Source organism: Aquimarina algicola (assembly GCF_006443095.1).
Taxonomy (GTDB): Bacteria; Bacteroidota; Bacteroidia; order Flavobacteriales; family Flavobacteriaceae; genus Aquimarina; species Aquimarina algicola.
The window spans coordinates 614,995-638,299 of the sequence record NZ_VFWZ01000002.1 but is presented as its reverse complement, the minus strand read 5'-3'; the positions used below and the strand labels follow the sequence as shown (position 1 = coordinate 638,299).

At 33.0% G+C, this 23,305-nt stretch carries 20 protein-coding genes; 10 read left to right on the top strand and 10 right to left on the bottom strand.

All coding sequences use genetic code 11. The features are described from left to right. The first annotated feature begins 35 nt into the window (after positions 1–35). The 5 genes from FHK87_RS06725 (at position 36) to FHK87_RS06705 (ending at position 6,879) form a co-directional block, all read left to right on the top strand. Positions 36–3,458, top strand: coding sequence for a CHAT domain-containing protein (locus tag FHK87_RS06725; protein WP_140591861.1), 3,423 nt, complete (start codon positions 36–38; stop codon positions 3,456–3,458). 102 nt (positions 3,459–3,560) lie between these two features. Next, positions 3,561–4,238, top strand: coding sequence for a glycerophosphodiester phosphodiesterase (locus FHK87_RS06720; protein ID WP_140591859.1), 678 nt, complete (start codon positions 3,561–3,563; stop codon positions 4,236–4,238). After that, on the top strand, positions 4,238–5,449 hold the full coding sequence (locus tag FHK87_RS06715; RefSeq protein ID WP_140591856.1) for a BaiN/RdsA family NAD(P)/FAD-dependent oxidoreductase: 1,212 nt from the start codon (positions 4,238–4,240) through the stop codon (positions 5,447–5,449). The genes FHK87_RS06720 and FHK87_RS06715 overlap by 1 nt, the downstream gene beginning before the upstream one ends. 9 nt (positions 5,450–5,458) lie before the next feature. Then, positions 5,459–6,010 (top strand): DUF1697 domain-containing protein, encoded by a 552-nt coding sequence (locus tag FHK87_RS06710; RefSeq protein ID WP_140591853.1) that lies wholly within the window; start codon positions 5,459–5,461, stop codon positions 6,008–6,010. A gap of 80 nt (positions 6,011–6,090) precedes the next feature. Beyond that, complete coding sequence (locus FHK87_RS06705; RefSeq protein ID WP_140591851.1) at positions 6,091–6,879, top strand: hypothetical protein; 789 nt, start codon at positions 6,091–6,093, stop codon at positions 6,877–6,879. A gap of 111 nt (positions 6,880–6,990) precedes the next feature. Here FHK87_RS06705 and FHK87_RS06700 read toward each other — a convergent pair whose 3' ends face one another. Both FHK87_RS06700 and FHK87_RS06695 read right to left on the bottom strand, forming a co-directional pair. After that, on the bottom strand, positions 6,991–7,560 hold the full coding sequence (locus tag FHK87_RS06700) for a TetR/AcrR family transcriptional regulator (protein ID WP_140591849.1): 570 nt from the start codon (positions 7,558–7,560) through the stop codon (positions 6,991–6,993). A 26-nt stretch (positions 7,561–7,586) separates the two neighbouring features. Beyond that, positions 7,587–8,060: a TspO/MBR family protein gene (locus FHK87_RS06695; RefSeq protein ID WP_140591846.1), complete on the bottom strand. Its 474-nt coding sequence runs from the start codon at positions 8,058–8,060 to the stop codon at positions 7,587–7,589. A 97-nt stretch (positions 8,061–8,157) separates the two neighbouring features. Here FHK87_RS06695 and FHK87_RS06690 point away from each other — a divergent pair, with 97 nt between their 5' ends. Genes FHK87_RS06690 through FHK87_RS06680 form a run of 3 tightly spaced genes read left to right on the top strand, consistent with a single transcriptional unit; the run spans position 8,158 to position 11,155 of the window. After that, positions 8,158–9,243 carry a diphosphomevalonate/mevalonate 3,5-bisphosphate decarboxylase family protein gene (locus FHK87_RS06690; RefSeq protein WP_140591843.1) on the top strand — a complete coding sequence of 362 codons (1,086 nt, stop codon included), beginning with the start codon at positions 8,158–8,160 and terminating at the stop codon, positions 9,241–9,243. Positions 9,244–9,295: 52 nt separating this feature from the next. Further along, entirely contained in the window at positions 9,296–10,231 is a 936-nt protein-coding gene (locus tag FHK87_RS06685) for a mevalonate kinase family protein (RefSeq protein ID WP_140591841.1), read from the top strand. 15 nt (positions 10,232–10,246) lie between these two features. Beyond that, positions 10,247–11,155: a geranylgeranylglycerol-phosphate geranylgeranyltransferase gene (locus tag FHK87_RS06680; protein WP_140591838.1), complete on the top strand. Its 909-nt coding sequence runs from the start codon at positions 10,247–10,249 to the stop codon at positions 11,153–11,155. 58 nt (positions 11,156–11,213) lie between these two features. On the opposite strand, the gene FHK87_RS06675 is transcribed toward FHK87_RS06680, so the two are convergent. After that, positions 11,214–11,561: a hypothetical protein gene (locus tag FHK87_RS06675; protein ID WP_140591835.1), complete on the bottom strand. Its 348-nt coding sequence runs from the start codon at positions 11,559–11,561 to the stop codon at positions 11,214–11,216. Between the two features lie 391 nt (positions 11,562–11,952). On the opposite strand from FHK87_RS06675, the gene FHK87_RS06670 reads away from it, so the two are divergent. Both FHK87_RS06670 and FHK87_RS06665 read left to right on the top strand, forming a co-directional pair. Next, on the top strand, positions 11,953–12,915 hold the full coding sequence (locus FHK87_RS06670; RefSeq protein ID WP_140591831.1) for a carbon-nitrogen hydrolase family protein: 963 nt from the start codon (positions 11,953–11,955) through the stop codon (positions 12,913–12,915). Between the two features lie 48 nt (positions 12,916–12,963). After that, positions 12,964–13,803 carry a pseudouridine synthase gene (locus FHK87_RS06665; RefSeq protein WP_140591828.1) on the top strand — a complete coding sequence of 280 codons (840 nt, stop codon included), beginning with the start codon at positions 12,964–12,966 and terminating at the stop codon, positions 13,801–13,803. Between the two features lie 3 nt (positions 13,804–13,806). On the opposite strand, the gene FHK87_RS06660 is transcribed toward FHK87_RS06665, so the two are convergent. The 7 genes from FHK87_RS06660 to FHK87_RS06630 form a co-directional block, all read right to left on the bottom strand. After that, positions 13,807–15,177 (bottom strand): mannosyltransferase, encoded by a 1,371-nt coding sequence (locus tag FHK87_RS06660; protein ID WP_140591824.1) that lies wholly within the window; start codon positions 15,175–15,177, stop codon positions 13,807–13,809. Further along, positions 15,177–16,649 (bottom strand): cellulose synthase family protein, encoded by a 1,473-nt coding sequence (locus FHK87_RS06655; RefSeq protein WP_140591821.1) that lies wholly within the window; start codon positions 16,647–16,649, stop codon positions 15,177–15,179. The genes FHK87_RS06660 and FHK87_RS06655 overlap by 1 nt, the downstream gene beginning before the upstream one ends. Further along, positions 16,649–17,341, bottom strand: a complete 693-nt coding sequence (locus FHK87_RS06650) for a glycosyltransferase family 2 protein (RefSeq protein ID WP_140592718.1) — start codon at positions 17,339–17,341, stop codon at positions 16,649–16,651. Before FHK87_RS06650 ends, FHK87_RS06655 begins: the two co-directional genes overlap by 1 nt. Before the next feature lies 1 nt (position 17,342). After that, positions 17,343–17,894, bottom strand: coding sequence for a toxin-antitoxin system YwqK family antitoxin (locus FHK87_RS06645; protein WP_140591818.1), 552 nt, complete (start codon positions 17,892–17,894; stop codon positions 17,343–17,345). Positions 17,895–18,064: 170 nt separating this feature from the next. After that, a complete protein-coding gene (locus tag FHK87_RS06640) occupies positions 18,065–19,726 on the bottom strand; it encodes an alpha-amylase family glycosyl hydrolase (protein WP_140591814.1) in 1,662 nt (553 codons plus the stop codon). 317 nt (positions 19,727–20,043) lie between these two features. Then, a complete protein-coding gene (locus FHK87_RS06635) occupies positions 20,044–21,684 on the bottom strand; it encodes a 4Fe-4S binding protein (RefSeq protein WP_140591809.1) in 1,641 nt (546 codons plus the stop codon). 68 nt (positions 21,685–21,752) lie between these two features. Beyond that, positions 21,753–23,054, bottom strand: coding sequence for an NAD(P)/FAD-dependent oxidoreductase (locus FHK87_RS06630; RefSeq protein WP_140591806.1), 1,302 nt, complete (start codon positions 23,052–23,054; stop codon positions 21,753–21,755). Positions 23,055–23,305 lie beyond the last annotated feature (251 nt).

The window sequence follows — 23,305 nt, the reverse complement described above, 5'->3', positions numbered from 1 at the left end:
GATAATGTAACCTTAAAAGTCAAGAAAGATAAGGAATGTATGTAAATTTTACTATAATCACCCAACAAAAAAGACAAGTAATATTCTTTATTTGGTTTATTTTATTTATATTTTCTGTGCTCTCCAAAGGCTATGGGCAAGTAACTCATGATACCTTGATCGCCTATAGAAACTACAGGATTGCAGATTCACTATCGTCTCAAGGATATTATGAGCAATCTTTAGTGCATTTTAATAAGGCAATACCGATCTATGCGACAGCAAAGGCTTGGGAACGCGTAACTAGATGCTATAATAAGATTTCTGATTCTCAATTAGAAAATGGTAATAGGCAAGAATCTTTGTATAGTGCACAAAAAGCATTAGAAATTTGCCAAAAAAAACTTTCTAAAAATCACAGAGAAGCAGCTTTTGCTTATGAAAATATGGGTATTATTAATAGTCAAAAGCCTAATAAATTTAAAGTTTCTTTGCAATACCTAGAAAGAGCTTTAAAGATTAGAGAGTTTACAGAAGATACAATAGGAATTTCGGATTCTTATCATGCTTTAGGAAATTTATATTTTTTCCAAAGAGAATATGACATAGCATTAGAGTATTATCAGAAATCTTTGGATATTAGAAAAAGAAAGTTAGGAATTGATCATAAAAGAACGGCTGCCTCTTATTTAGGTATAGGCCTTGCTTATTACAGAAAACAGGATTACGATAAATCACTTAAGTTTTTATCTAAAAGTATATCGGTTAGAAGTAGTTTAACAAATAGAATCAAAGCTAATGAAGCTCAGGCCAAGATTTATCGAAGAAGAGGGGATTCAGATAAAGTTATTTCTTTTTTAGAAAAGAATTTTAAGGTATTACAATCGTTAAGAACACCTAAAAACTATTTATTGTTTAAAAACCTTAATTTAACAGGTATTTGTTATAAAGATAAAGGAGAATATGATGAAGCACTAAAATATTATTCTAAAGCTATTAATATCAATAATAAGATTATAAAAGAAGAGGGAAGAAATTATGGTTCAAGTGTTTATAATAATATAGGAGTTGTATATAAATATAAAGGAGAATACGATAAAGCATTATTCTATTTTAGAAAGGCACTTAAAGAAAATACTAAAATTAGAAGATATGAACACCCTTCATCTGTAGCTCTTTATCATAATAATTTGGCAAACACTTTTAGATTAAGAAAAGAGTATAATATCGCTTTAAAATATTATTTTAAAGCATTACGTATTAGAGAAAAAACACTAGCACCAAATCATTCTGATCTAGCAGATTCTTACAATGATATAGGAGAATTATATATAGCGACACAACAATATGATTCGGCAACATTTTATTATAATAAAGCACTAAAAATAAGAAAGCATGTATATGAAGAAAATAATATGTATGTAGCGGATTCATATACATCAATCGCTAAACTATTCTTTGATCAACAAGAGTATTCTCAGTCTTTAATATACCATCAAAAAGCACGGGCAATACGATTAGAACTATTAGGTACACATCATCCTAAAGTCGCGTTGTCATATCGTCATATTGCAAAAGTATATACTATACAACAAGATTATAATCAAGCCTTGGGCTACTATCAAAAAGCGCTATTTGCAAATCAGGTTAAAAATATACGAAATAATGCAGCAAAGTCTTTTGACCCAAATCAATATATGGATCATCGAGTATTGCTACAAACGTTGGCAGATCAAGCACAAGCATATACCAATCGATATGTACAAAGCTGTGCCAAAGACGATTTAGATCTTACTGTCATTAGCTATCAAAAAGCAGATCTTCTCATCCAGACCATCCGAGAGACGTATACAAATTATCAGGATAAAGTTGCTTTTGCGCAGCAAGTAAAAGAAGTATATCAAGGTGCGATACAAACACAATTACAATTGTTTGAAATAGACCAAGATGAACAACACTTGTTTCAGGCGTTTGCATATGCAGAAAAAAGTAAAGCCAATACACTCAAAGAAATCCTTAACGCTTCTAATGCTAAACAATTTGTAGGTCTTCCTAAAACGATTACAATCCTAGAAAAAGAATTAAAAACCAATACTTCTTTTTATTTATCTCGGATCAGTCAAGAAAGAGCCAAAGAAAAATCTGATACTACAAAAATTGTGGGATATGAGAATACATTGTTTCGTATAAAAAGAAGACAAGATTCGTTACAAAAAGTGTTAAGAAGCAACTATCCCGAATATTACAAGCTTAGATATGATAACACCATAATAAGCGTAAAAGATATTCAGGAGAAGATAGATGAAGATACCACGGTATTAGAATTTTTTACCAGCGAAAGTATTACATACGCTTTTGTGATCACTAAGCATAAGTTTAGCATTAAAGAATTACCTGTTACATCATTAACAAATAAGGTTGAGCGATTCAAAGAAGTTTTGGTAACACAAGATTTTCAGGAGTATAAAAAATTAGGACATACACTATATAACGAACTCATGTTGCCGGTATCAGATACTTTTGAGGGTCGTAATCTTATTATTATTCCTGATGGGGCACTGTGGCATTGTAATTTTGATTTATTGCTTATGCAACAAGATGATTCAAATAATCCAGCAGAAGTATCATATGTACTAAAAAAATATGCAATCTCATATAGCAATGCTGCTACGGTACTATTTGCGGATAAGGTAGAGCAGTCCACTGCATTAAAAAGAGAAGAATGTCTTGCTTTTTCGTATTCAGATACGACACAGCTTTATGAAAATGAAAGTGTCACTCTAGCTGCTTTAAGAAATAGTACCATTGATTTACCCGGTACACGTAGAGAAATCAAAGCCATTTCTAATATTATCGATGGACAATATTATTATGGAACCCAGGCAGGAGAAGATAATTTTAAAAAGCTTTCGGATCAATATAATATACTGCATTTGGCATTGCATGGGGATATCGATAGTGAGCATCCTGAGAATTCCCGGTTATATTTTTCTAAAAACAAGGACACTGTACAAGATAATATATTATATAGTCATGAATTGTTCTCTATGAGCATCCCTGCTGATCTTACAGTACTTAGTGCTTGTAATACCGGAAGCGGAAAAATAGCGAATGGCGAGGGGATTATGAGTCTTGGGAGTGCTTTTCAATATGCAGGGACCAAAAGTGTATTGCTTACCAATTGGGCAGTGTCTGATCGTACCACGCCAGAAATAATGCAGTATTTTTATGAAAACTTAAAAAAAGGGATGCGTAAATCTCAAGCCTTGCAACAGGCAAAGCTTTCTTATTTAGAAACAGCCGATATCAATCGTATAGCTCCTTTTTATTGGGGAGGTTTTTATCTCATCGGTGATGTAAGTCCGATTCCATTTGAAAAGAATATATCCACATGGATTTTTGGTGTTTTGATACTTGGTATTCTCTTTTTGCTTCTTGTTTGGTATCAAAAAAGGAAGAAACAACAATATAGTTCTTAATAAGTTAAGAAATTACCTGTAAATTTAACCAAACATTTAGATTTATAGGGAGCCACAGCCGATATAATTTATGTAATTTACTGTAGTACAAAATCATGTAGTATGGAAACATTTGGGCATCGTGGTGCAGCCGGTTTGGTAGCCGAAAACACAGTAGAATCAGTAGAAGAAGCCTTAAGACATCATGTGGATGGTATAGAGATAGATGTACATCTTTGCAAAACAGGAGATTTGGTTGCAATTCATGATGACACATTGGATCGGACCACTAATGGCAAAGGTAATGTATCAGATTATACATTACACGAGTTAAGACAGTTTAAAACTCAAGAAGGATATGTAATCCCTAATCTAAAAGAAATTCTTAATGTAATCAATGCACAATGTAAACTTAATATTGAGCTAAAAGGCAAAAATACAGCAATGCCAACGATACGATTACTTAATGAATATATTAAAAATACAGATTGGGATTACGAACATTTTATTATTTCAAGTTTTGACCATTCTCAGCTTTTTCAGATCAAAGAAGCAAATTCAAGATTTAAATTAGGAGTCTTAACCGAAGAAAATGTAAAATCTGTTTTGCCTATTGCTCATCGATTAAAAGCATACTCAATTCATCCCCCTGTTTCTTCGTTGGTTAGAGATGAAGTGGAGCGAGCAAAAAAACTAGGATACCGTATTTATGTCTGGACAGTAAACGACAAATTTATAATAGATCAGTCAAAATCCTGGAATATTGATGGAATCATCACAGATTTTCCGAATTTTGTCTAATGAATTATGATGTAATTATTGTTGGAGGCGGTGCTGCAGGTTTTTTTACTGCTATCAATGCTGCCGAAAATTCACCTAATATAAAAATAGCAATTCTCGAACGTGGTAAAGAGGTCTTATCCAAAGTCCGTATTTCTGGGGGAGGGCGTTGTAACGTGACCCATGCAGAATTTATCCCCAACGAGTTAAGCAAAAATTACCCCAGAGGAGAAAAAGAACTAAAAGGGCCTTTTCATAATTTTATGACAGGCGATACTATGGATTGGTTCGAAAGCAGAGGAGTTGCCCTCAAAATAGAAGAAGACGGAAGAATATTTCCGGTTTCAGATACCTCTCAAACCATTATTAATTGTTTTTTGTCTACGGCTCAAAAACTAAACATAGACATTTTAAAAAGTCATGTGGTGCAAAATTTCACTCAAAATGATGGCAAGTGGCTCGTAGAAACCAATAAAGGTGATTTTACTGCAGAAAAATTGATGATAGCAACCGGCAGCAATACCAAAATATGGAAATTGCTAGAACAATTAGGATACCAAATCATAGCTGCGGTACCATCCTTATTTACATTTAATATCAAAGATGAGAGAATCAAAAATTTGCCTGGTGTAGCTACACAAGCTCAGGTAAAAGTTAAAAATACCAAGCTGTCGAATATAGGCCCGTTGTTGATCACACATTGGGGAATGAGTGGCCCGGCGATTTTAAAATTATCAGCTTGGGGAGCCATTGTACTTAATGCATTGCAATATCAATTTGAAATTCTAGTCAATTGGTTACCGGATTATTCGCAACAAGAAGTTTTTGAAGAGCTTATTGCCATAAAAAACAATACTCCTAAGCAACAACCAAAAACGTATGCACAATTTAATTTACCCAAAAGGCTTTGGCAGAATCTTGTAGAGGCTTCAGCGATAGAGAATGATATGCGTTGGGCAGATATAAGCAAGCAACAACTCAAAGAATTATCAGAACAGCTCACTCAAGCTACTTTTTCGGTAACAGGAAAAAGTACTTTTAAAGAAGAATTTGTAACAGCGGGAGGAGTCGACCTTAAAGATGTTAACTTTAAAACCTTTGAAAGTAAAAAGCATAAAAACCTGTATTTTGCGGGCGAAGTATTAAACATAGATGCTATTACCGGAGGGTTTAATTTTCAGAATGCATGGACAGGGGCTTTTATAGCAGCCAATGCAATAACTTCTAACTAATTTTTCAAAATGAATACATACATAGCGTTATTGAGAGGGATTAATGTGAGTGGACAAAAGAAGATCAAAATGGCTGATCTTAAAATAGCTTTAGAACAACTCGGTTTTACAGAAGTTACAACATATATCCAAAGCGGAAATATTGTTTTTAAATATGTCAAAACCCATCATGATGAGCTATCAAAACGTATTCATGATAAAATAGATGCTCATTTTGGTTTTGATGTTCCTGTACTTGTTATTACTCCGCAAACATTAAATTCTATTTATAAAAAAAATCCTTTTCTAGATAGAATTGCCAAAGGCGAAATAGCCGAAAACAAAATGTTTTTTACGTTATTAAAAAATGCTCCGGATACAATAGCAGCACAAGAACTTTCTGGTACTTCTTATGGAGAAGAAGAGTTTCTGATTACAGAAAATGTCGTTTATTTTTATGCAGCAAATGGTTATGGTAAAACAAAACTGAATAATAACTTTTTTGAGAAAAAATTGAAGTCCAGTGCTACGACAAGAAACCTAAAAACAGTTGTTAAGCTAATGAAATTGAGTAAATTGTAAGGTTAAATTGAAGTGAAAGCACTAGGGATTTTGTATTGATTTTTGTATATTAAAGAAGTTTAATTAATACCTCCCGTGCTATGAAAAAAATTACCATAACCCTTATATTCTTATTCTCAATTGGTGTATTCTACCCTGTAAAAGCATTTAATGATAAAGACCCTGTCAAAAAGCTATTAGTAGAATATATTAATAAGATGAATGCGCTTAATCAAGGAACCAAAAAAGCAGATGTTCTCAATCTCTTTGATGATAAATACAGCGGCAATACAGTATATGTGAACCTTTCTGGAGCTTTAGTAAGGAAAAATTATGAAAAAAAAGATATTTCGAGTCAACTGGATGATATTATCGATGATGATAATTATCAATTTAAGTTAATGCTTGACAAAGTTGTTTTTCAAAGTCAGAAAGAAAGAGCAGGAACCATCTCGGCTGTAGTTAATTTTGAATCGTTGATCAATAAAAAATCGGCAGAAAAAGGTACTATGCTAATGGATATTGTGGCAATTCAGGTTAATGGCGGATGGAAAATTGTACAAAATAATATGGTAAGAGTTTCTGAAGCTAAAGATATAGGGGAATGTGTTTGCTATCTTTATGAAAAAGGAACGACAAAATTTGTTACCGAAGTGTATTATCCTTCCGGTTTAGAATACAGTCAGGAGTTTGACGCTTTTCAAGTCACTACAAAAAACAATAAACGTATTATAAAATCAAATAGTAATGAGTTTTACTGGAGTAGAGATACCGGTAAGGTAAGTTTTAAAGGAACGCAAATCGGAAGAGCCGAAAATTCTAGGAAAGCAGTAGAATTTGTGCTCAAAGACCTTTATAAAGATTCTTGTATCAATATTACTTTTAATTAAAAAATACAGACAATAGAAATAACGAGAACAAGTATTTTTAAATATTTGTTCTCGTTATCTTATCATATATCGTTTTTGTAAGGTTATCCGTTTTTTAAACAAAAGAGATATTTACATAACAGTATTATCTTTTAAGAACCCTTTCCAGGAAATTTCTATAGCTTGATTAATGTGTTTTTCTTGTAGTTTTACTTGTTCATTTTCATGTATTTTAACCAGAGATACAACATTACCAAAAAATAATTCTTCCATGACTAAGGTATTGTAAGACTTAAATATTTTTTGTTTGATACCGGTTCTAAAAAAATCTTCAATTTCAGCATAATATTTCCTTGCTTTATCTTTTAATTCTTGAGGGATTTCTGGAGAACGAGCAATCTGTTCAGAAAAAATAAAAGCGAGTGGGTTATTCACAAAATAGTAGAATAAATTGAGCCACATCACGGTAAACTGCTTTTTAATATCATCTTCTGGTACATTACGCATGACTACTGTACCAAAATCTTGTGTAAGCATTAAATATAATTCTGTAATAATTTCTTCTTTATTTTTAAAATGATGGTAAACTGTACCATTAGCAACACCGGATTCTTTAATGATTTGAGAGAGAGAGGTTGCATTAATGCCTTGTTTTGTAATTAATTCCAGAGTAGTCTGTAAGACTATTGCTTTTTTACTCATAAAAAATTTGATTCCTTATTCCTTTTTTAATTTAGTTGCCATACCGCAAAATTGAGCGCGGTTGCAAAAGCAACCCAAACAACGTAGGGGATAAGTAGGTAGGCCGCGGTAGAATTTACGACTGTAAACCATTTTATGGTAAACAATAATAGGATAAATAGGGCAATAATATCCAATAATGCAATAAACGGGTTTCGTAATCCAAAGAAAAAAATAGACCATGCAACATTAAGGAGCAATTGAAACCCAAAGTGATATAACGCAACTTTTACCCATTTATGATAAAAACCTTTGTTCCATACAATTCCTGCTGCAATTCCCATCATGATATATAGGATTGCCCAAACAGGTCCAAAGACCCAATTTGGTGGAGTAAAAGAAGGTTTATTTAAAGTTGTATACCAAGTATCTATAGAGGATTTGGTTGCTATACTACTTAAAAAACCAACAAATACACATAACAATACCGCAATACCAATACGAATTAATTTTTTTTTCATCTGCACACGTTAGCATTGCACTAAAATAGCAATTTATTTTCACTAGGTGTGTGCTTAAATATAATACAGCAGTTATATTTGTCTAAATTTTTATATCATGGCAGATTATCCTGAATTTGTTTTACCACTGGCCAAAGAATTACCAGAAGAAGGAATCATTACATCCACAGCTCCCAGTAATATTGCTTTGGTAAAATATTGGGGTAAACGACCGGTGCAATTACCAGAGAACCCTTCTATAAGTTTCACATTGACGTCTTGTTATACCAAAACAAGCGTTTCGTATAAGAAAAAAGCAAACGCAAGTGAGGACTTTGACTTCGAATTGTATTTTGATGGAGAATTAAAGCCGGATTTTAAACCAAAAATTCAAGATTTTTTAAAAAGAGTTCAAGAATATCTTCCCTTTTTAAAGCATTATACCTTTACTATCGAAACGACAAATACATTTCCGCATAGTAGTGGTATTGCTTCTTCTGCTAGTGGTATGAGTGCTCTTGCATATTGTTTCATGCAAATAGAAAAAATAATGCATCCTCAAATTGAGACATCATTATTGCTCAAAAAAACCTCATTTTTGGCTCGATTAGGATCAGGTAGTGCTTGTAGAAGTATAGAAGGCCCTGTAACCGTATGGGGTGAACATGCAGATATAGCGCAAAGCAGTGATGCATTTGCGATACCATTTCCTTTTGATTTACATCAAAATTTTGAAGAATATCAGGATACTATTTTGTTGATAGACAAAGGAGAAAAGCAAGTAAGCAGTACTGTAGGGCATAATTTGATGCACGGTCATCCTTTTGCAAAGGAACGATTTGCGCAGGCGTCAAATAATATTGCTATACTAAAAGATATTTTGATATCTGGAGATCTCGATGCTTTTATCAAAATTGTAGAAAGCGAAGCATTGACTTTGCATGCCATGATGATGACTTCTTTACCCTATTTTATTTTGATGAAACCTAATACGCTATCTGTCATTCAAAAAATTTGGAAGTATAGAGAACAGACAGGGTCTAAGCTTTGTTTTACACTAGATGCAGGAGCAAATGTACATATGCTGTACCCAAATTCAGAAAAAAATGAGGTTTTAGAATTCATTAATAATGAGTTAGTTGCATATTGTCAAAATGGGCAGTATATTTGTGATAAAATAGGATTAGGAGCAAAATTGTTGTAACTTTATTCTATAAAGGAATACGAATAATAAAAAAAGCTAATAAAAAGAAATAATGAAGGGACCATTATTTTATTCAAAAATACTTCTGTTTGGTGAATACGGTATTATCAAAGACTCCAAAGGTCTTTCTATACCCTATAATTTTTTCAAAGGTGCACTCAAAGTATCTGAGAACCCAAACCAGGATGCAATAGAATCCAACAAACATCTTAAAGATTTTGTTGTGTATCTAGAAGATGTTCAAGACAAAGGAATTGTGTCTTTTGATTTTGAAAAACTTCGTGCTGATATAGAATCCGGGATGTATTTTGATAGCAGTATTCCACAAGGATATGGAGTAGGAAGTAGTGGTGCACTAGTTGCTGCTATTTACGACAAGTATGCTGAAGATAAAATTACAATACTAGAAAATCTTACCCGTGATAAACTATTAAAGCTTAAAGAAATTTTTGGTTTGATGGAATCGTTTTTTCATGGCAGTAGTTCTGGCTTAGATCCTTTGAATAGTTACCTTAGTTTACCTATTTTAATACATTCTAAAGATAATATTGAACCCGCTGGAATTCCTTCACAAAGCATAGAACATAAAAAAGGAGCTGTATTTTTATTAGATAGTGGTATTGTAGGAGAAACTGCTCCTATGGTTAGTATTTTTATGGAAAACATGAAACAAGAAGGTTTCCGTAACATGCTGAAGAACCAGTTTGTTAAATATACAGATGCTTGTGTTGATGATTTCTTAAAAGGAGATGTAAAATCATTATTTTCTAATATAAAACAACTTTCTCACGTTGTTCTTGATAACTTTAAGCCGATGATTCCGCAAGAGTTTCATAATCTTTGGCGTAATGGGATAGAAACCAATGATTACTATCTAAAACTTTGTGGTTCTGGAGGCGGAGGCTATATTCTTGGATTTACACAAGATTTTGATAAAGCAAAAGCGTCTCTCAAAGATTACAAACTAGAAGTAGTTTATAATTTCTAAATAAGCATTCTTACTATGCTTACCAGAAAAAATAAACTCTTTTTTTTAAAATTACTGAGTTTATTTTCTGTTGTAAGAGGATATAACATCCTAGTCATTGTTCTAGCGCAATATTTTACTTCTATATTTATTTTGGCGCCAGACAAAAGTGTAAGAGAAGTCTTTTTTGACCCAAATTTGTTTGTTATTGTTTTGGCCTCTTCGGGTGTTATAGCAGCAGGATACATTATCAATAACTTTTATGATAGAGAAAAAGACTTAATCAATAGGCCTCAAAAAACAATGTTAGACCGACTGGTAAGTCAACGCACCAAACTTACCGGATACTTTGTAACGAACTTTCTATCTGTAGTATTTGCAAGCTATGTTTCTTTTCGAGCAGTAGTTTTTTTCTCGTTATATATTTTTGGAATATGGTTCTACTCTCATAAGCTCAAAAAATTCCCGATTATTGGTAATATTACTGCAGCTTTATTATCGATAACTCCATTTTTTGCAGTATTTATTTATTATAAAAACTTTGATGAAGTCATTTTTGTACATGCGACATTTTTGTTTTTGATGTTGATTATGAGAGAAATGATCAAAGACTTAGGAAATTTGAGAGGAGATCTTGCTCAAAATTATAAAACAATTCCTATTGTATATGGAGAAAAAACTTCAAAAACAATTATAAGTATTCTCATTATTGCATCACTAGTACCCATTTATCTGCTATTATTTAAGTACGAAGTTGGATATATGTACCTATATTTTTATGCCTGTGTATTTCTATTGTTACTTTTTTTAATTGGACTGTACATGTCTAATGGAAAAATACATTATGTCTGGTTACATAATATTCTAAAGTTAATTATTTTGACCGGAGCATTTTGTATTGTATTGATTGATGTTAATGTAATTTTAGATAAGGTTTTTAGATAAAAATAACAGCTGCAAAATTGCAACTGTTATCTTTTACACTTAATTATACGTATTGAGTTTAGGCTTCTTCCGGCTTCAATATTCTCAATGAAATTTTATAGATATTACTTCCTAAACTAGAAATTTTAGGATTGATTTTTTTGTAGTTTAATCTTGATTTAATGTATTCTTCCACATTGCTTTCTTCCGCATCTACTGATAATACTACAATTTGACCTTTCGTATTTAAAGTGAATTCTATTTTTGCATTAAGTTCTTCGTTTTCTACAAAAATATCTGGGTCTTTCAATAGTTGTTCAATTTGAGCTCTTAGTTGTTTTTGAGAGACTATTGGTGTGTTATCTGTAGCAAAAACAGATATCGAATTCATAATGAGCAGTATCAAAATAGCAAATAACTTTTTCATGATTTTAGGTTTTTGAGTTTATTTTCTGTTGATTACTAATCTTGACTTAAAAGTAAAGGCTAAACTTTATTTTTTTTAATATCTGATCTTATTAGAATGTATATCTCTAATTATGATTAGGTTAATAGTCATTACAGTTAACCTAGAGTAAACGTTGAAAGAAATATATCTTTTGTTATTTAATTTCCTAAGGATTAAAGTTGATTGCCTATTTGTGTAGATAATTCTTAATATTTAACTCAAAAAAGTAATGATTTTATCATTTTTACTACTCATATAATGTTACTTTAGCGTTAAAACCTATTCAAATATAGATTCAGATTTTCTAAAAATGATTGATTTAGTTAAAGTATTTTTCGATAGCTTTAAAAAATAGTAATGAAACTAAAATATGAGTAAAGAACACCAATTTCTTACAGTTGCACTTGCCCAGATTTCACCGGTTTGGTTGGATAAAAAAGGAACAATACAAAAAATAGAAGCTTCAATTATTGAAGCAAGTACCGAAAAGGCAGAACTTATTGTTTTTGGAGAAACCTTATTACCGGGATATCCTTTTTGGGTTTCATTAACAGATGGTGCAAAATTTGACAGTAAAATTCAAAAAGAAATCCATTCACATTATGCTCAAAATGCAATTGTTATAGAAAATGGAGATTTAGATAGTATATGCTCATTAGCCAAAGCACATCAAATTTCTGTATACTTAGGAATTATAGAAAGACCTATGGATAGGGGAGGGCATAGCCTCTATGCATCATTGGTATATATTAATCAAGAAGGACAAATTAAATCAGTACATCGTAAATTACAACCTACCTATGAAGAACGCCTTACATGGGCTCCTGGAGATGGTAATGGATTACAAGTGCATCCACTGAAAGCATTTACTGTTGGGGGATTAAATTGTTGGGAGAATTGGATGCCTCTGCCTAGGGCTGCTTTGTATGGACAAGGTGAAAACCTTCATGTTGCGGTTTGGCCGGGGAGTGATTATAATACAAAAGATATTACCAGATTTATTGCTAGAGAATCTCGTTCTTATGTGATTTCGGTATCAAGTTTAATGAGGAAAGAAGATTTTCCTGAAAACACTCCTCACGTGGATGAAATTCTTAAAAAAGCACCGGATATTTTAGGTAATGGAGGTTCTTGTATCGCAGGACCCGATGGTGAATGGGTATTAGAGCCCGTATTGAATAAAGAAGGACTTTTGATAGAAACATTAGACTATCATCGAGTATTACAAGAACGCCAAAACTTTGACCCTGTAGGACATTATGCCAGACCAGATGTTACGCAGTTGCATGTGGATAGAAAAAGACAAAGCACAGTGAGGTTTGATGTAGAATAATTGTTAAATGTTTACTGTAATCAGTTATCTTTGCACAAAATAGTAAATATGAGTCGTGGAGATAATTCCCGCAGAGGAAAAGGTAGTGGAAAACAAGGTAATAAGTTCAGAGCAAAACCAGCCGGATATGATAAAACTCCAGCAAAAAAGTCTGGCAGTAACCCCAAAAAAGTGAATGATACAGACGAAATACGACTTAATAAATTTGTAGCAAATTCTGGAGTCTGTTCAAGAAGAGAAGCAGATTTATACATTCAAACAGGTAGTGTATGGGTAAATGGTAAGCCTATTACAGAAATGGGATATAAAGTTAAATTAACCGATGAGGTTAAATTTGACGGTCGCCTTATTACACCGGAGAAAAAAGAATACGTACTCCTTAATAAACCCAAAGGATTTATTACAACAACAAGCCCTGAAAAAACAAAAACAGTAATGCAGTTAGTGGCAAATGCCTCTAAAGCAAAGCTAAAACCAGTAGGAAGGTTAGAACGTAACACCACAGGTCTACTGTTGTTTACCAATGATGTAGATTTAGAAAAAAAATTGACACATCATAACAGTAGTGTGCGTAAGATTTTTCATGTAGAGCTGGATCGTAATTTGAAATTTGAGGATATTGAAAAAATACGAAAAGGAGTCAAGTTGCAAGAAGGATTTATTCAAGTTGATGAAATATCATATATAGAAGGAGCTACCAAAAATGAAGTAGGAGTACAGTTAAAATCTGCGAAAAATAATATCATACATAAGCTTTTTGAACATCTCAATTATGATGTCATCAAGCTAGATCGTGTTATTTTTGGAGGGCTTACCAAGAAAGATTTGCCAAGAGGTCATTGGCGTAAACTTACCGAGCAAGAAGTGATTAATCTAAAGATGATGTAATCCTTAGGTGAATAAAGGTTGTGCCTTGCGTCTAAAAATTTCTATTGTAAACATTGAGAAAACAACGAGGTATTCTAAACCTACCATCCAGAGATTTTCTTTGAAATTTGGGTCTAGATATGCTGTATAACTCAATATTACAACAAGAGACCATGCAATAGGAAATCTATACATGGTGAACACACACAGTGATAATGGTACTGCAATATACCACGGATGTACAGTGGTAGATAAAAAATAATAACAGCAAATCCCAATAACCATAGCAGAAATTAACTGAACAGTAGAAATGTTTTTTCGCAAAAAAGTAAGTGCTAAAAGAATTGTAATAGTGACTAACGGTAGGATTTTACCAGCGGTTTCGATCACATTCCAACCGACAATTTGATATCCTATCCAACGGATAATAAAAAAGATACTTGCATTAAACTCAAAGGTTTGAAACCAAAGTGTAATGGTCCGTTTAAAATTTGCAAAAAAAGCTTCAGACAAAAATGGAGCAAAAGTGATCAATACTGTTGTGATAACAATACTGTAAAACCCAATTAATCTGGGTAATCCCGTTTTTATATCAAATCCTTTGTGTTCATTTCGTATAAATTTCTGAAAGAATAATGGTAAAAATAGTAAAGGGATCAATTTCACAGAAACAGATAATGCCAGAGCAATGGCAGCCCAATACCAATATCCCTTGTGCAATAGATATAATGACCAAATGATAAAAAATACCATTACAGCTTCAAAATGTAAGTTTCCGGTGAGTTCAATGATTATAAACGGGTTCAGTATATACCAAAAGATCTGTTTTTTAGGTAGAGATAAGGCTTCTAATAATTTTTTCCCAAAGAAAAAGGTACCGATGTCTGCAAGTATAATAAGTGTTCTCAATACTATGGCAGAACCCAGAATGCTTTTATGAGCGAAGATGGCAGCTATAAAATAACAAAGCTGGCTGATGGGAGGGTAATTGGTGTAATGGCTTCCATTAAGTTGTCCCATACCAATATACAGCTCCTGTGCCTGAGCAATAGGAGCATTACCTTGTGCTATCCATACTTCTGGTAAAGAAAGATAAGGGTTAAAACCTTCAAAAAGCATTCGCCCATCCCAAATAAAACGATAAAAATCTTGAGATAAGTTTGGAACAGCAACAATAAAAATTACTCGAAATAACAGACCTATTATAGCTAATGTTTTCCAGTTATTATTGTTGATTTGAATGATCTTGTATGATAAAAAGAATAATGCTATCCAAATGCTAATAACCGCTAGTAGGTTTGTGCGTTCTATTGTGTAAGCAAATACACCATACAGTACTGCACAAATAATGGTAAGCCCTACAGTAATCTTTTGATATTTTGATAGTTGGAGCACTATGCTTTAGAAGTTACAGACTTGAAAAATACAAATCCAAACCCTAGAAATAACATAATATGAAATAGAAATAAACCAAAATCCTGAAGTTTGAATGCGCTGTATAGGGCAAATCCAAAATACCCCATCAATAATGCTTCTATAACGGTATTTCCTGAAATGTTTTTACTAATGTATTTATTGCCTTTCCAAGAGTCTTTCAACGTATTGATATTGAATTTTGGGGTTCTCACAAACTCACTCTTTTTTCCAAAATGACCTTCTAGAACTGCCATAGAATTATGTACAGAGAATCCCATTGCTATAGAGAAAAAAGTAAAAAACATTTTTACATATTCCATAAAATTCCAGAAACCTTTTCCATGTATTTTTTTGAAGGTATGCCAATAGCAAAAGAAAAATATAAAAGTACTCAATGCAAAAAAAGCAATTACATTAAAATACCAACTAAACATAGGATTATTGTTTTTGATATACATAACTGGTACACTTAGTACAGCAACTAGTAATACCAACAAAAACATGCTACTATTCAGTAAATGAAAAAAACTGTGGAACTTTGTCTTAAAAGGAACAGTTTTATCTTTTAAAAGTTTCCAATATAATTTCTGAAAGTTTTCTGCAGCACCTTTATTCCATCTAAATTGTTGCGATCTTGCAGCACTAATTACAACCGGTAATTCTGCAGGGGTTTCTACTTCTTCAAGATATTTAAACTTCCATTTTTTGAGCTGAGCACGATAACTTAAGTCCAAATCTTCTGTCAATGTATCACCTTGCCAGTTTCCTGCGTCTTCTATACAGGTTTTTCTCCATACTCCAGCAGTACCATTAAAATTGATAAAATGATCTTTATAATTACGCCCAACTTGTTCCATTGTAAAATGAAAATCAAGGGCAAAAGCCTGAATTTTGGTTAATAAAGAATAATTTCTATTGATATGGCCCCATCGCGTTTGAACGACACCTATATTTTCATCCTTAAAATAAGGAATGGTTTGCTGTAACCAATTTTTACCGGGTAAAAAGTCAGCATCAAAAATGGCAATAAAGTCACCTTTAGCAATTTTAAGGCCTTCTTTCAATGCACCGGCTTTAAAACCAGTTCTGTCTTTACGACATATATGTTTGATATCAAGTCCTGTTTGCTGTAACTTCTCGATATGTGCTGCTGTAGAAATTACAGATTCGTCAGTTGAGTCATCCAATACCTGAATTTCTAATTTATCTTTTGGGTATTCTAATTGTGCTATATTATCTAATAAGCGATCCATAACGTACAATTCGTTGAATACCGGAAGTTGCACAGTTACATTAGGAATTTCGTTTGCATTTGAAAAATCGAAAGTTGGGGACTGGTCAGGTCGCTTTCGAGCTTTTAAATAATTTACAAGAAGATTTAATTGAGCCAAACTATACATAAATATAATTAGTAAGGCCAATGTATAGGTGATGATGATAGCAATATCCATTATGTAAAGCTATATTTAAAAATCCAACTTAAAATCTTAATGCCTGCAAATATAGCACCTTTTATGGTTCCGGAAACTTTTGAGACACCAATTCTCTTTTTGTAACGTACAGGTATTTCTGTATACGTATAACTCTTTTTTAATGCTTTTAATTGCATTTCGACTGTCCAACCATATGTTTTATCAATCATTTCTAAATCAAGTAACTTTTTGTATTTAATAGCTCTAAAAGGACCTAAGTCTGTAAATTTAGCACTAAAAAAAAGTTTCATCAAGTTGGTTGCTAGCCAATTGCCAAAAATTTGTGGAAATGTCATAGAACCAGATTCTCTTAGTCGTTTTACTCTAGAACCAATAACAAGATCTATATTATTTTCTATAATAGGAGCAACAATTTTTGTAAGTTCTTCTGGGTAATCACTGTAATCACCATCTAGAAATACGATAATATCAGGTTTTTCTGTCTTTTTTGAGATGTATTCCATGCCTTTTAGACATGCATACCCGTATCCTTTCTGTATTTCTTTTAGTACGGTTGCACCGGCGTTTCTAGCCACACTTTCCGTATTATCTGTAGAATTATTACTCACTACGATAACTTCTGAAACGATATCAGGAATTTCTTTAATCACATGGGCTATAGAATCTTCTTCATTAAAAGCCGGTATGATAACATTAATTTTGGGAATCATTTTATAGAGAAGCGTTTGGGTTGTCTCTTTTAAAGCTGAAGAGATCTGTCCACTCACCCGTTTTTTTATTGTTAATATATCGTTCTGCTTTAAAAATCTTATTTTTCTTATAAAGTAAGCAATATCCTTCTTTTTTATTGTTCTTATATTGATATTTTCTAACAATACCTGTTGAAAGGTCATAAGTAACCCACCATTTTTCTGCTTTATCATTGATAAAATGTCCTTCTTTTAACAGGTCCTTGTTTTTTGAGTAAAAATACCAATATCCGGTTTTTTTATCCTCATTAAAGTGCCCTTCTTTTAATTTTATTCCATTTTCAGAATAAAAATACCAAAATCCATCTTTTTTATTGCCTTTATAATGCCCTTCTTGCGCTATTTTACCATTAGGATAGTAATAATACCAAAAATCGACTTTGTTATCATCTAGTTTCCAGCCCTCTGATTTTAGACTCCCATCAGTATAATACTCATAATGATATTGCTTCTGAGCCAGGGATTTATGTATTGAAAATACAACGATGATAGCGAGAATATATACTTTAGGCATAGTTCTAAGATTTAATATGAATTCTTAGACGAAAAAGACCGTAGATGCTAACATTTTTTTTAATTGTAGTCGTGAAATAAAAAATACTACTTCTTTTTTTAGAGAATAAATATATTGTTTAAAAAAAAAACGTTCCAAATGGAACGTTTTTCTTTGTTGTAATTGCACTCTTAAAAATTAGGATAGATATCTATCGTTTCACCACCATATACCCACCAATTACTATTTGTTGCCCATTGATTGTCATTAATCAATACTTTACACTCAAATTTTTGCCCTTGCGGGATATTGCTTGTTTCCCATTTCCAGGTGTTTTCATTTACATTTGTCATTTGAGTTCCAGAATTCCAGTTCAAAGGATTTGTATCACCACGAATAGACATAGAGTTGCCCCATCCTGCATTATAGTGTACATATACTACTGTTTTTGTATTGCCTCCATCGGGATTTCCGCCGCCGCCATTGTCTCCTCCATTACCATTGCCGTTGCCATTATACAAGGTTACGATAGCACCGCCTTTTACGTTTCCGGTTAATCGTCCTCCTGAAACATTGAAAGAACCGTAATTGCCAGAGCTTAAATTTGTTTGAGTATTGATGGTATAGTCTCCTCCTAGATTTATGATTGCTGTACCCTTATTTCCTCTATCTACAACCAGAGTTTCTTTTCTTGGATACCTTAGATACTCATTTTGCCCAACCATGGCATTGTGAAAATGATTTATGTTTGCTACATCAGGGTCTTTCCAAACATCTTCAAAACCCGGCCTGTCAAGTAAACGAGGTGTTACGCCGGCCCTTGCAGCAGCAATGGCGTACCCCATTTTACGTTGCCAAGGATTTAATGATCGAGACCCATCGTCATCGTGCTCATAATCATCATGATTTTCGATATATACCAATGCTCTATCGGGACTTATGGTATGATCTCCGTGCCAGATATTTTGAATATTAGTGACATCATAGTTGCGTACTGCACTACGTAGGGTACCTCCATATCCATGTGCAGTAATGTCATAATACCTCATGTACTGCTCATCATTATCTGCTCTATCAGGTAAGACTTCTCCAAAAAGATATAAGTTTCCCCTGTTATTTAGTCCTCCTAAAACATTTTCCCAGTAGTTTCCTTGCCAGTTTCCATCTTCGCCTCCGCTAGTTTCCATGTGTTTTGCAGCATCAAAACGAAAACCATCTGCTCCGGCATCAATACATTTATTCAAGAAGTCTATATGTAATTGTTGTACTTGAGAACTTTGAGTGTTCCAATCAGGCAATCCCAAAAGATCTTGTTGGGTTAGTTGCCAGCGATCTTGATAATTGTTGATACTTCCGTTCCAATGATAATATTCTCTTCTTTTCAAAGCAGGATCTAACTCATTGGCCCAATTATTTGATGTACCATTATCTCCTACATGATTAAGAACAGCGTCTACAATTATTTTGACACCATAATTTTCGGCAGTCTGACATAGTTGCCTAAATTCTGCCTCTGTGCCTAGAACTACATTACCAATGTTAAGATCACAAGGTTGGTATAATATCCACCAGGGAGAACTTCCCTTTGTTTTATTGATCGGAGAAACCTGAACTGAGTTAAATCCGGCCGCAGCAATATCCGGAATAGCTTGTTCGATACCACTAAAAGGCCATGTGTGTGTATGCAGCATGGCTCCTTGTTCTGCATTATTAGGTAGATTTGCTCTTGACTTTGAATCTATTGTGGATTCGGTTTCAATTTCGTTTAAAGAATTGTCGAGATCTTCTTTTTGGCATGCGAAAATTACTATAAGTAGAAATAGCAATAAACTGATTGGTGTGAGTTTTTTCATGTGAAATATATTTAATAGTTAGATTACAAGATTGTAGAGTACTTAAACCCAAATAGGTATTGCAAGACTTTCTAAAAAGTTGGTTAATATTTTGCGAGATTAATTGTTAGGTTCTTAAAATCAGTTACTTATATTAAATATACGGAATTAAAGGTGTGTAGTGAAGCAATGATTTTTACGAAAACGTTTTCGTGTTGATAAATAATTATTTTTAATGTTAAATAATTATGATTTTGATATAAAAAACAAGTCCAGAATGAAGAAGTATCATTTTGGACTTGTAATATCGTATTTGAAGTATTGGATGTGTCTTATTCTTAATTTTTATTCACATAATCCATAAGATCTACATCGTTACCTAATAGAACTTCGTTTGAGTTGATGCGTCCTTGTAAAGAATCATTTTCTAGTTTTAATACCCCTCTTGGGCAAACTGCTGAACAAATACCACAACCTACACAACTCGATCTTACAATGTTTTGTCCTTTTTGAGCATATGAACGCACATCGATACCCATTTCGCAATATGTAGAACAGTTACCACAAGAAATACACTGTCCTCCATTGGTTGTGATTCTGAATTTTGAGAACAACCTTTGTTGGATTCCTAATATTCCTGCCATGGGGCATCCCATACGGCACCATACTCTGTTCCCCAGAATAGGATAAAATCCTGTTCCTATCACTCCTGAAAAAATAGAACCAATACCAAAGCCATAAAAGGATCTCAAGGCAGCATCTAGGTTATATACTTTGGTGTTTAATCCGAAAGAAAAATAAGCTGCATTTACTTTTACCTGATTAATATCAAAGAAATATATAAGAGCAATAAAACCTATAGTGATTGAATACCCTGCAAAAGCTCCTACCAATGCTGTCTTGTTTAATTGATCTCTCTTAAAAAATATCACACCTGCCAGTAATGCCGTCAAAAATACAACGACACTGATAAGGAATACATTTTTTGTAAACCAATATTTGTTTGCATCATATCCTAAATATGTACTGATTACAGCTACAGTCATTACTACTGCAAAGACAAGAACGGTATTGATCATCCATCGCTCAAATTTCCAGGCACTCACTCTTTTGTCACTTAATTGGCGGAATGCATCTCCAGCAGTTTCGGCTAGGCCTCCACATCCACAAACCCAACTGCAATACCAACGTTTTCCATATTTGTATGTTAGTATTGGAGAAATAACAAACACTAGAAGTATTCCAAAAATAAGAAATGCTAAACCAACTGTTTGGGCATTTATAAATTGATCAACTCTCCAGCCATCAAACGCATAATAATTTAATGGCCACATATTTTTTAAATCATTATATGGAAGTGAGAAATTTTCTGTGTTAAGGCGAGCCATTAATTCAGGAATGATAAAGGCAAATGCTGTTTGAAAGAAAATGACAGAGACGGTACGTATTTGTTGATATTTGTTGTGTCTGTACTTTAAAATAAATTTATATCCAAATGCTATAATTGCAATGGTATACAAAGTACCATACACAAACCATTGACTAGCAGGATTACCACTTAGTAATTTACTTAGAGGGTCAAAAAGAGCAATTAAGCCCGTATTTGCTTCACCATTAGTGCCAAGGCCCAATAGTTCTGCATAAAAATATAGTATAATATAAAATGTAGTGAGTCCAACACCAGTTAACCAACCAAGTACACCTCTCGACGAGAGAGATTTGAACCATACACCATCATTTTTGATTCCTTCTAATTTTGTTAGATATGCATTGTTGGCAAATAGAATAGTTCCTGCTGTTATTAATCCTAATGCTATTGTTAAGAATACTCCTTTATTTGGTAAATTAGTATTAAAAAGAGCTAATATTAGAATAAAGAACCCTATAAAACCGGTTGCTAATGCTACTTTTTGCTTTACAGAAATGCCTTTTGCGTCGGGGTTAGCAAGCGACATGCTATGATTTAGTTTATTACTCATTTTCTTATGTTTTGATTATCTTCTAAAAGTTTTGTCTAGATTACCTTTAGAGATTTGTTGTTTTTGTTTTAAACCGTTTGAAGTTGTGAATTTTTATAGGCAGAAAGGACCTCTTTTTCGTATTTCTGGTAGAATTCTGGATCAAAATTGGCTGTTGATAAATTCTGCATCACAAAGTCAACATCTTTTTTCTCAGTTAGCCATCGATCGAAAACTTCATGACGCATTCTGATTCCGAAGGTGTTAATTCCTAAAAATTCTTTAGAATCTTTATGGTAAGAAACAGTTATACATTTTGTGTCGTCTTCATGTATCCAATGGAACTGTTGTTCATATTCTTTTGGTTGTCCAAATACCCAACCATACGTTTGATATTCGATATCTAAAAATTTTGCACTATTGAACCAATGTCCCGGTTTATATTCGATTCTATTGTCGCATATGGTTTGTGCGACAGTTTCTCCCATCATCCGTCCGGTATACCAAACGGCTTCTATAGGTCTGCGATTGCCAATGGCTTCGTGTTGCTCGGCACAGTCTCCTATAGCATAAATATTAGGAATATTAGTTTCTAAATATCTGTTTACTTTTACTCCTCTTCCTAATTCTATTCCAGAATCTTTTAAGAAGTCTATATTTGGAGAAACTCCCGCGGTAAGTCCTACGACGTCACAATCTATAACTTCGCCTGTTTCTTGTATTACTACTGCTTTTGCTTTGCCATGATCATCAGAGATAATTTCTTTGAGATTAACTCCTAATCTCAGATCAATATGATGATTTTTGATATGTCGATTGATCATACCACTTTCTCCTGCGGGTAATACGCCATTCCAAAAGCTATCTTCTCGAACCAAAAAGGTAACCGGTATATTACGAGAGTGTAACATTTCTGCCAATTCGATCCCGATTAATCCACCTCCTACAATTACGGCATGTTTACAAACTTTACTATTAGGGGCGTATTTTTCTAAATTTTCTAGATCTTGTTTGTGATACATACCCATTACACCTTCCAGATCCTGTCCCGGCCAACCAAATTTATTAGGTTTTGATCCAGTTGCTATGATAAGTTTGTCATATGATAATGTTTCTTCGTTGCTAAAAATCAACTCGTTAGACTCATGGTTAACCTTTGATACAAAACCTTTTTTAAGCTGAATTCTATTTTTTTTCCAAAACCAATTTTCGTAAGGTTGAGTATGTTCAAATTTCATATGTCCCATGTAAATATACATCAAAGCTGTACGAGAAAAGAAATAGTCTGTTTCAGAAGAGACAATAGTTATTTTTTTGTCAGACATTTTTCGGATATGTCTTGCAGCGGTAACCCCCGAAATTCCATTTCCTATAATTACAATGTGTTCCATAAAATGATTGTTAATTGTCAATATTAGTTAAGAGGCAAATACCTGAGTCTTTTAAGTCGAACATAAATATAAGAACTTATGAAGCTGGTTTAATTTAGAATCAATCTAAAAAAAGACGGCTTTTGTAAGGAAATGTTATGTTTAACGTACATGAAGCAATACAAAAAGATTTGTTTCTAATGCCTTAAATAAATCTAAAAATATTTGTAAGTTGAATATTTACCCTTCGACTGACTGCCTGGTTATCATGA

Coding starts and splice junctions, on each gene's coding strand:
- FHK87_RS06695 (WP_140591846.1), bottom strand. CDS start 8,060: ATGAAAAAAAAATTAATTCGTATTGGTATTGCGGTATTGTTATGTGTA.
- FHK87_RS06715 (WP_140591856.1), top strand. CDS start 4,238: ATGAATTATGATGTAATTATTGTTGGAGGCGGTGCTGCAGGTTTTTTT.
- FHK87_RS06685 (WP_140591841.1), top strand. CDS start 9,296: ATGAAGGGACCATTATTTTATTCAAAAATACTTCTGTTTGGTGAATAC.
- FHK87_RS06710 (WP_140591853.1), top strand. CDS start 5,459: ATGAATACATACATAGCGTTATTGAGAGGGATTAATGTGAGTGGACAA.
- FHK87_RS06720 (WP_140591859.1), top strand. CDS start 3,561: ATGGAAACATTTGGGCATCGTGGTGCAGCCGGTTTGGTAGCCGAAAAC.
- FHK87_RS06690 (WP_140591843.1), top strand. CDS start 8,158: ATGGCAGATTATCCTGAATTTGTTTTACCACTGGCCAAAGAATTACCA.
- FHK87_RS06635 (WP_140591809.1), bottom strand. CDS start 21,684: ATGAGTAATAAACTAAATCATAGCATGTCGCTTGCTAACCCCGACGCA.
- FHK87_RS06630 (WP_140591806.1), bottom strand. CDS start 23,054: ATGGAACACATTGTAATTATAGGAAATGGAATTTCGGGGGTTACCGCT.
- FHK87_RS06700 (WP_140591849.1), bottom strand. CDS start 7,560: ATGAGTAAAAAAGCAATAGTCTTACAGACTACTCTGGAATTAATTACA.
- FHK87_RS06640 (WP_140591814.1), bottom strand. CDS start 19,726: ATGAAAAAACTCACACCAATCAGTTTATTGCTATTTCTACTTATAGTA.
- FHK87_RS06680 (WP_140591838.1), top strand. CDS start 10,247: ATGCTTACCAGAAAAAATAAACTCTTTTTTTTAAAATTACTGAGTTTA.
- FHK87_RS06645 (WP_140591818.1), bottom strand. CDS start 17,894: ATGCCTAAAGTATATATTCTCGCTATCATCGTTGTATTTTCAATACAT.
- FHK87_RS06655 (WP_140591821.1), bottom strand. CDS start 16,649: ATGGATATTGCTATCATCATCACCTATACATTGGCCTTACTAATTATA.
- FHK87_RS06725 (WP_140591861.1), top strand. CDS start 36: ATGTATGTAAATTTTACTATAATCACCCAACAAAAAAGACAAGTAATA.
- FHK87_RS06675 (WP_140591835.1), bottom strand. CDS start 11,561: ATGAAAAAGTTATTTGCTATTTTGATACTGCTCATTATGAATTCGATA.
- FHK87_RS06650 (WP_140592718.1), bottom strand. CDS start 17,341: ATGATTCCCAAAATTAATGTTATCATACCGGCTTTTAATGAAGAAGAT.
- FHK87_RS06705 (WP_140591851.1), top strand. CDS start 6,091: ATGAAAAAAATTACCATAACCCTTATATTCTTATTCTCAATTGGTGTA.
- FHK87_RS06670 (WP_140591831.1), top strand. CDS start 11,953: ATGAGTAAAGAACACCAATTTCTTACAGTTGCACTTGCCCAGATTTCA.
- FHK87_RS06665 (WP_140591828.1), top strand. CDS start 12,964: ATGAGTCGTGGAGATAATTCCCGCAGAGGAAAAGGTAGTGGAAAACAA.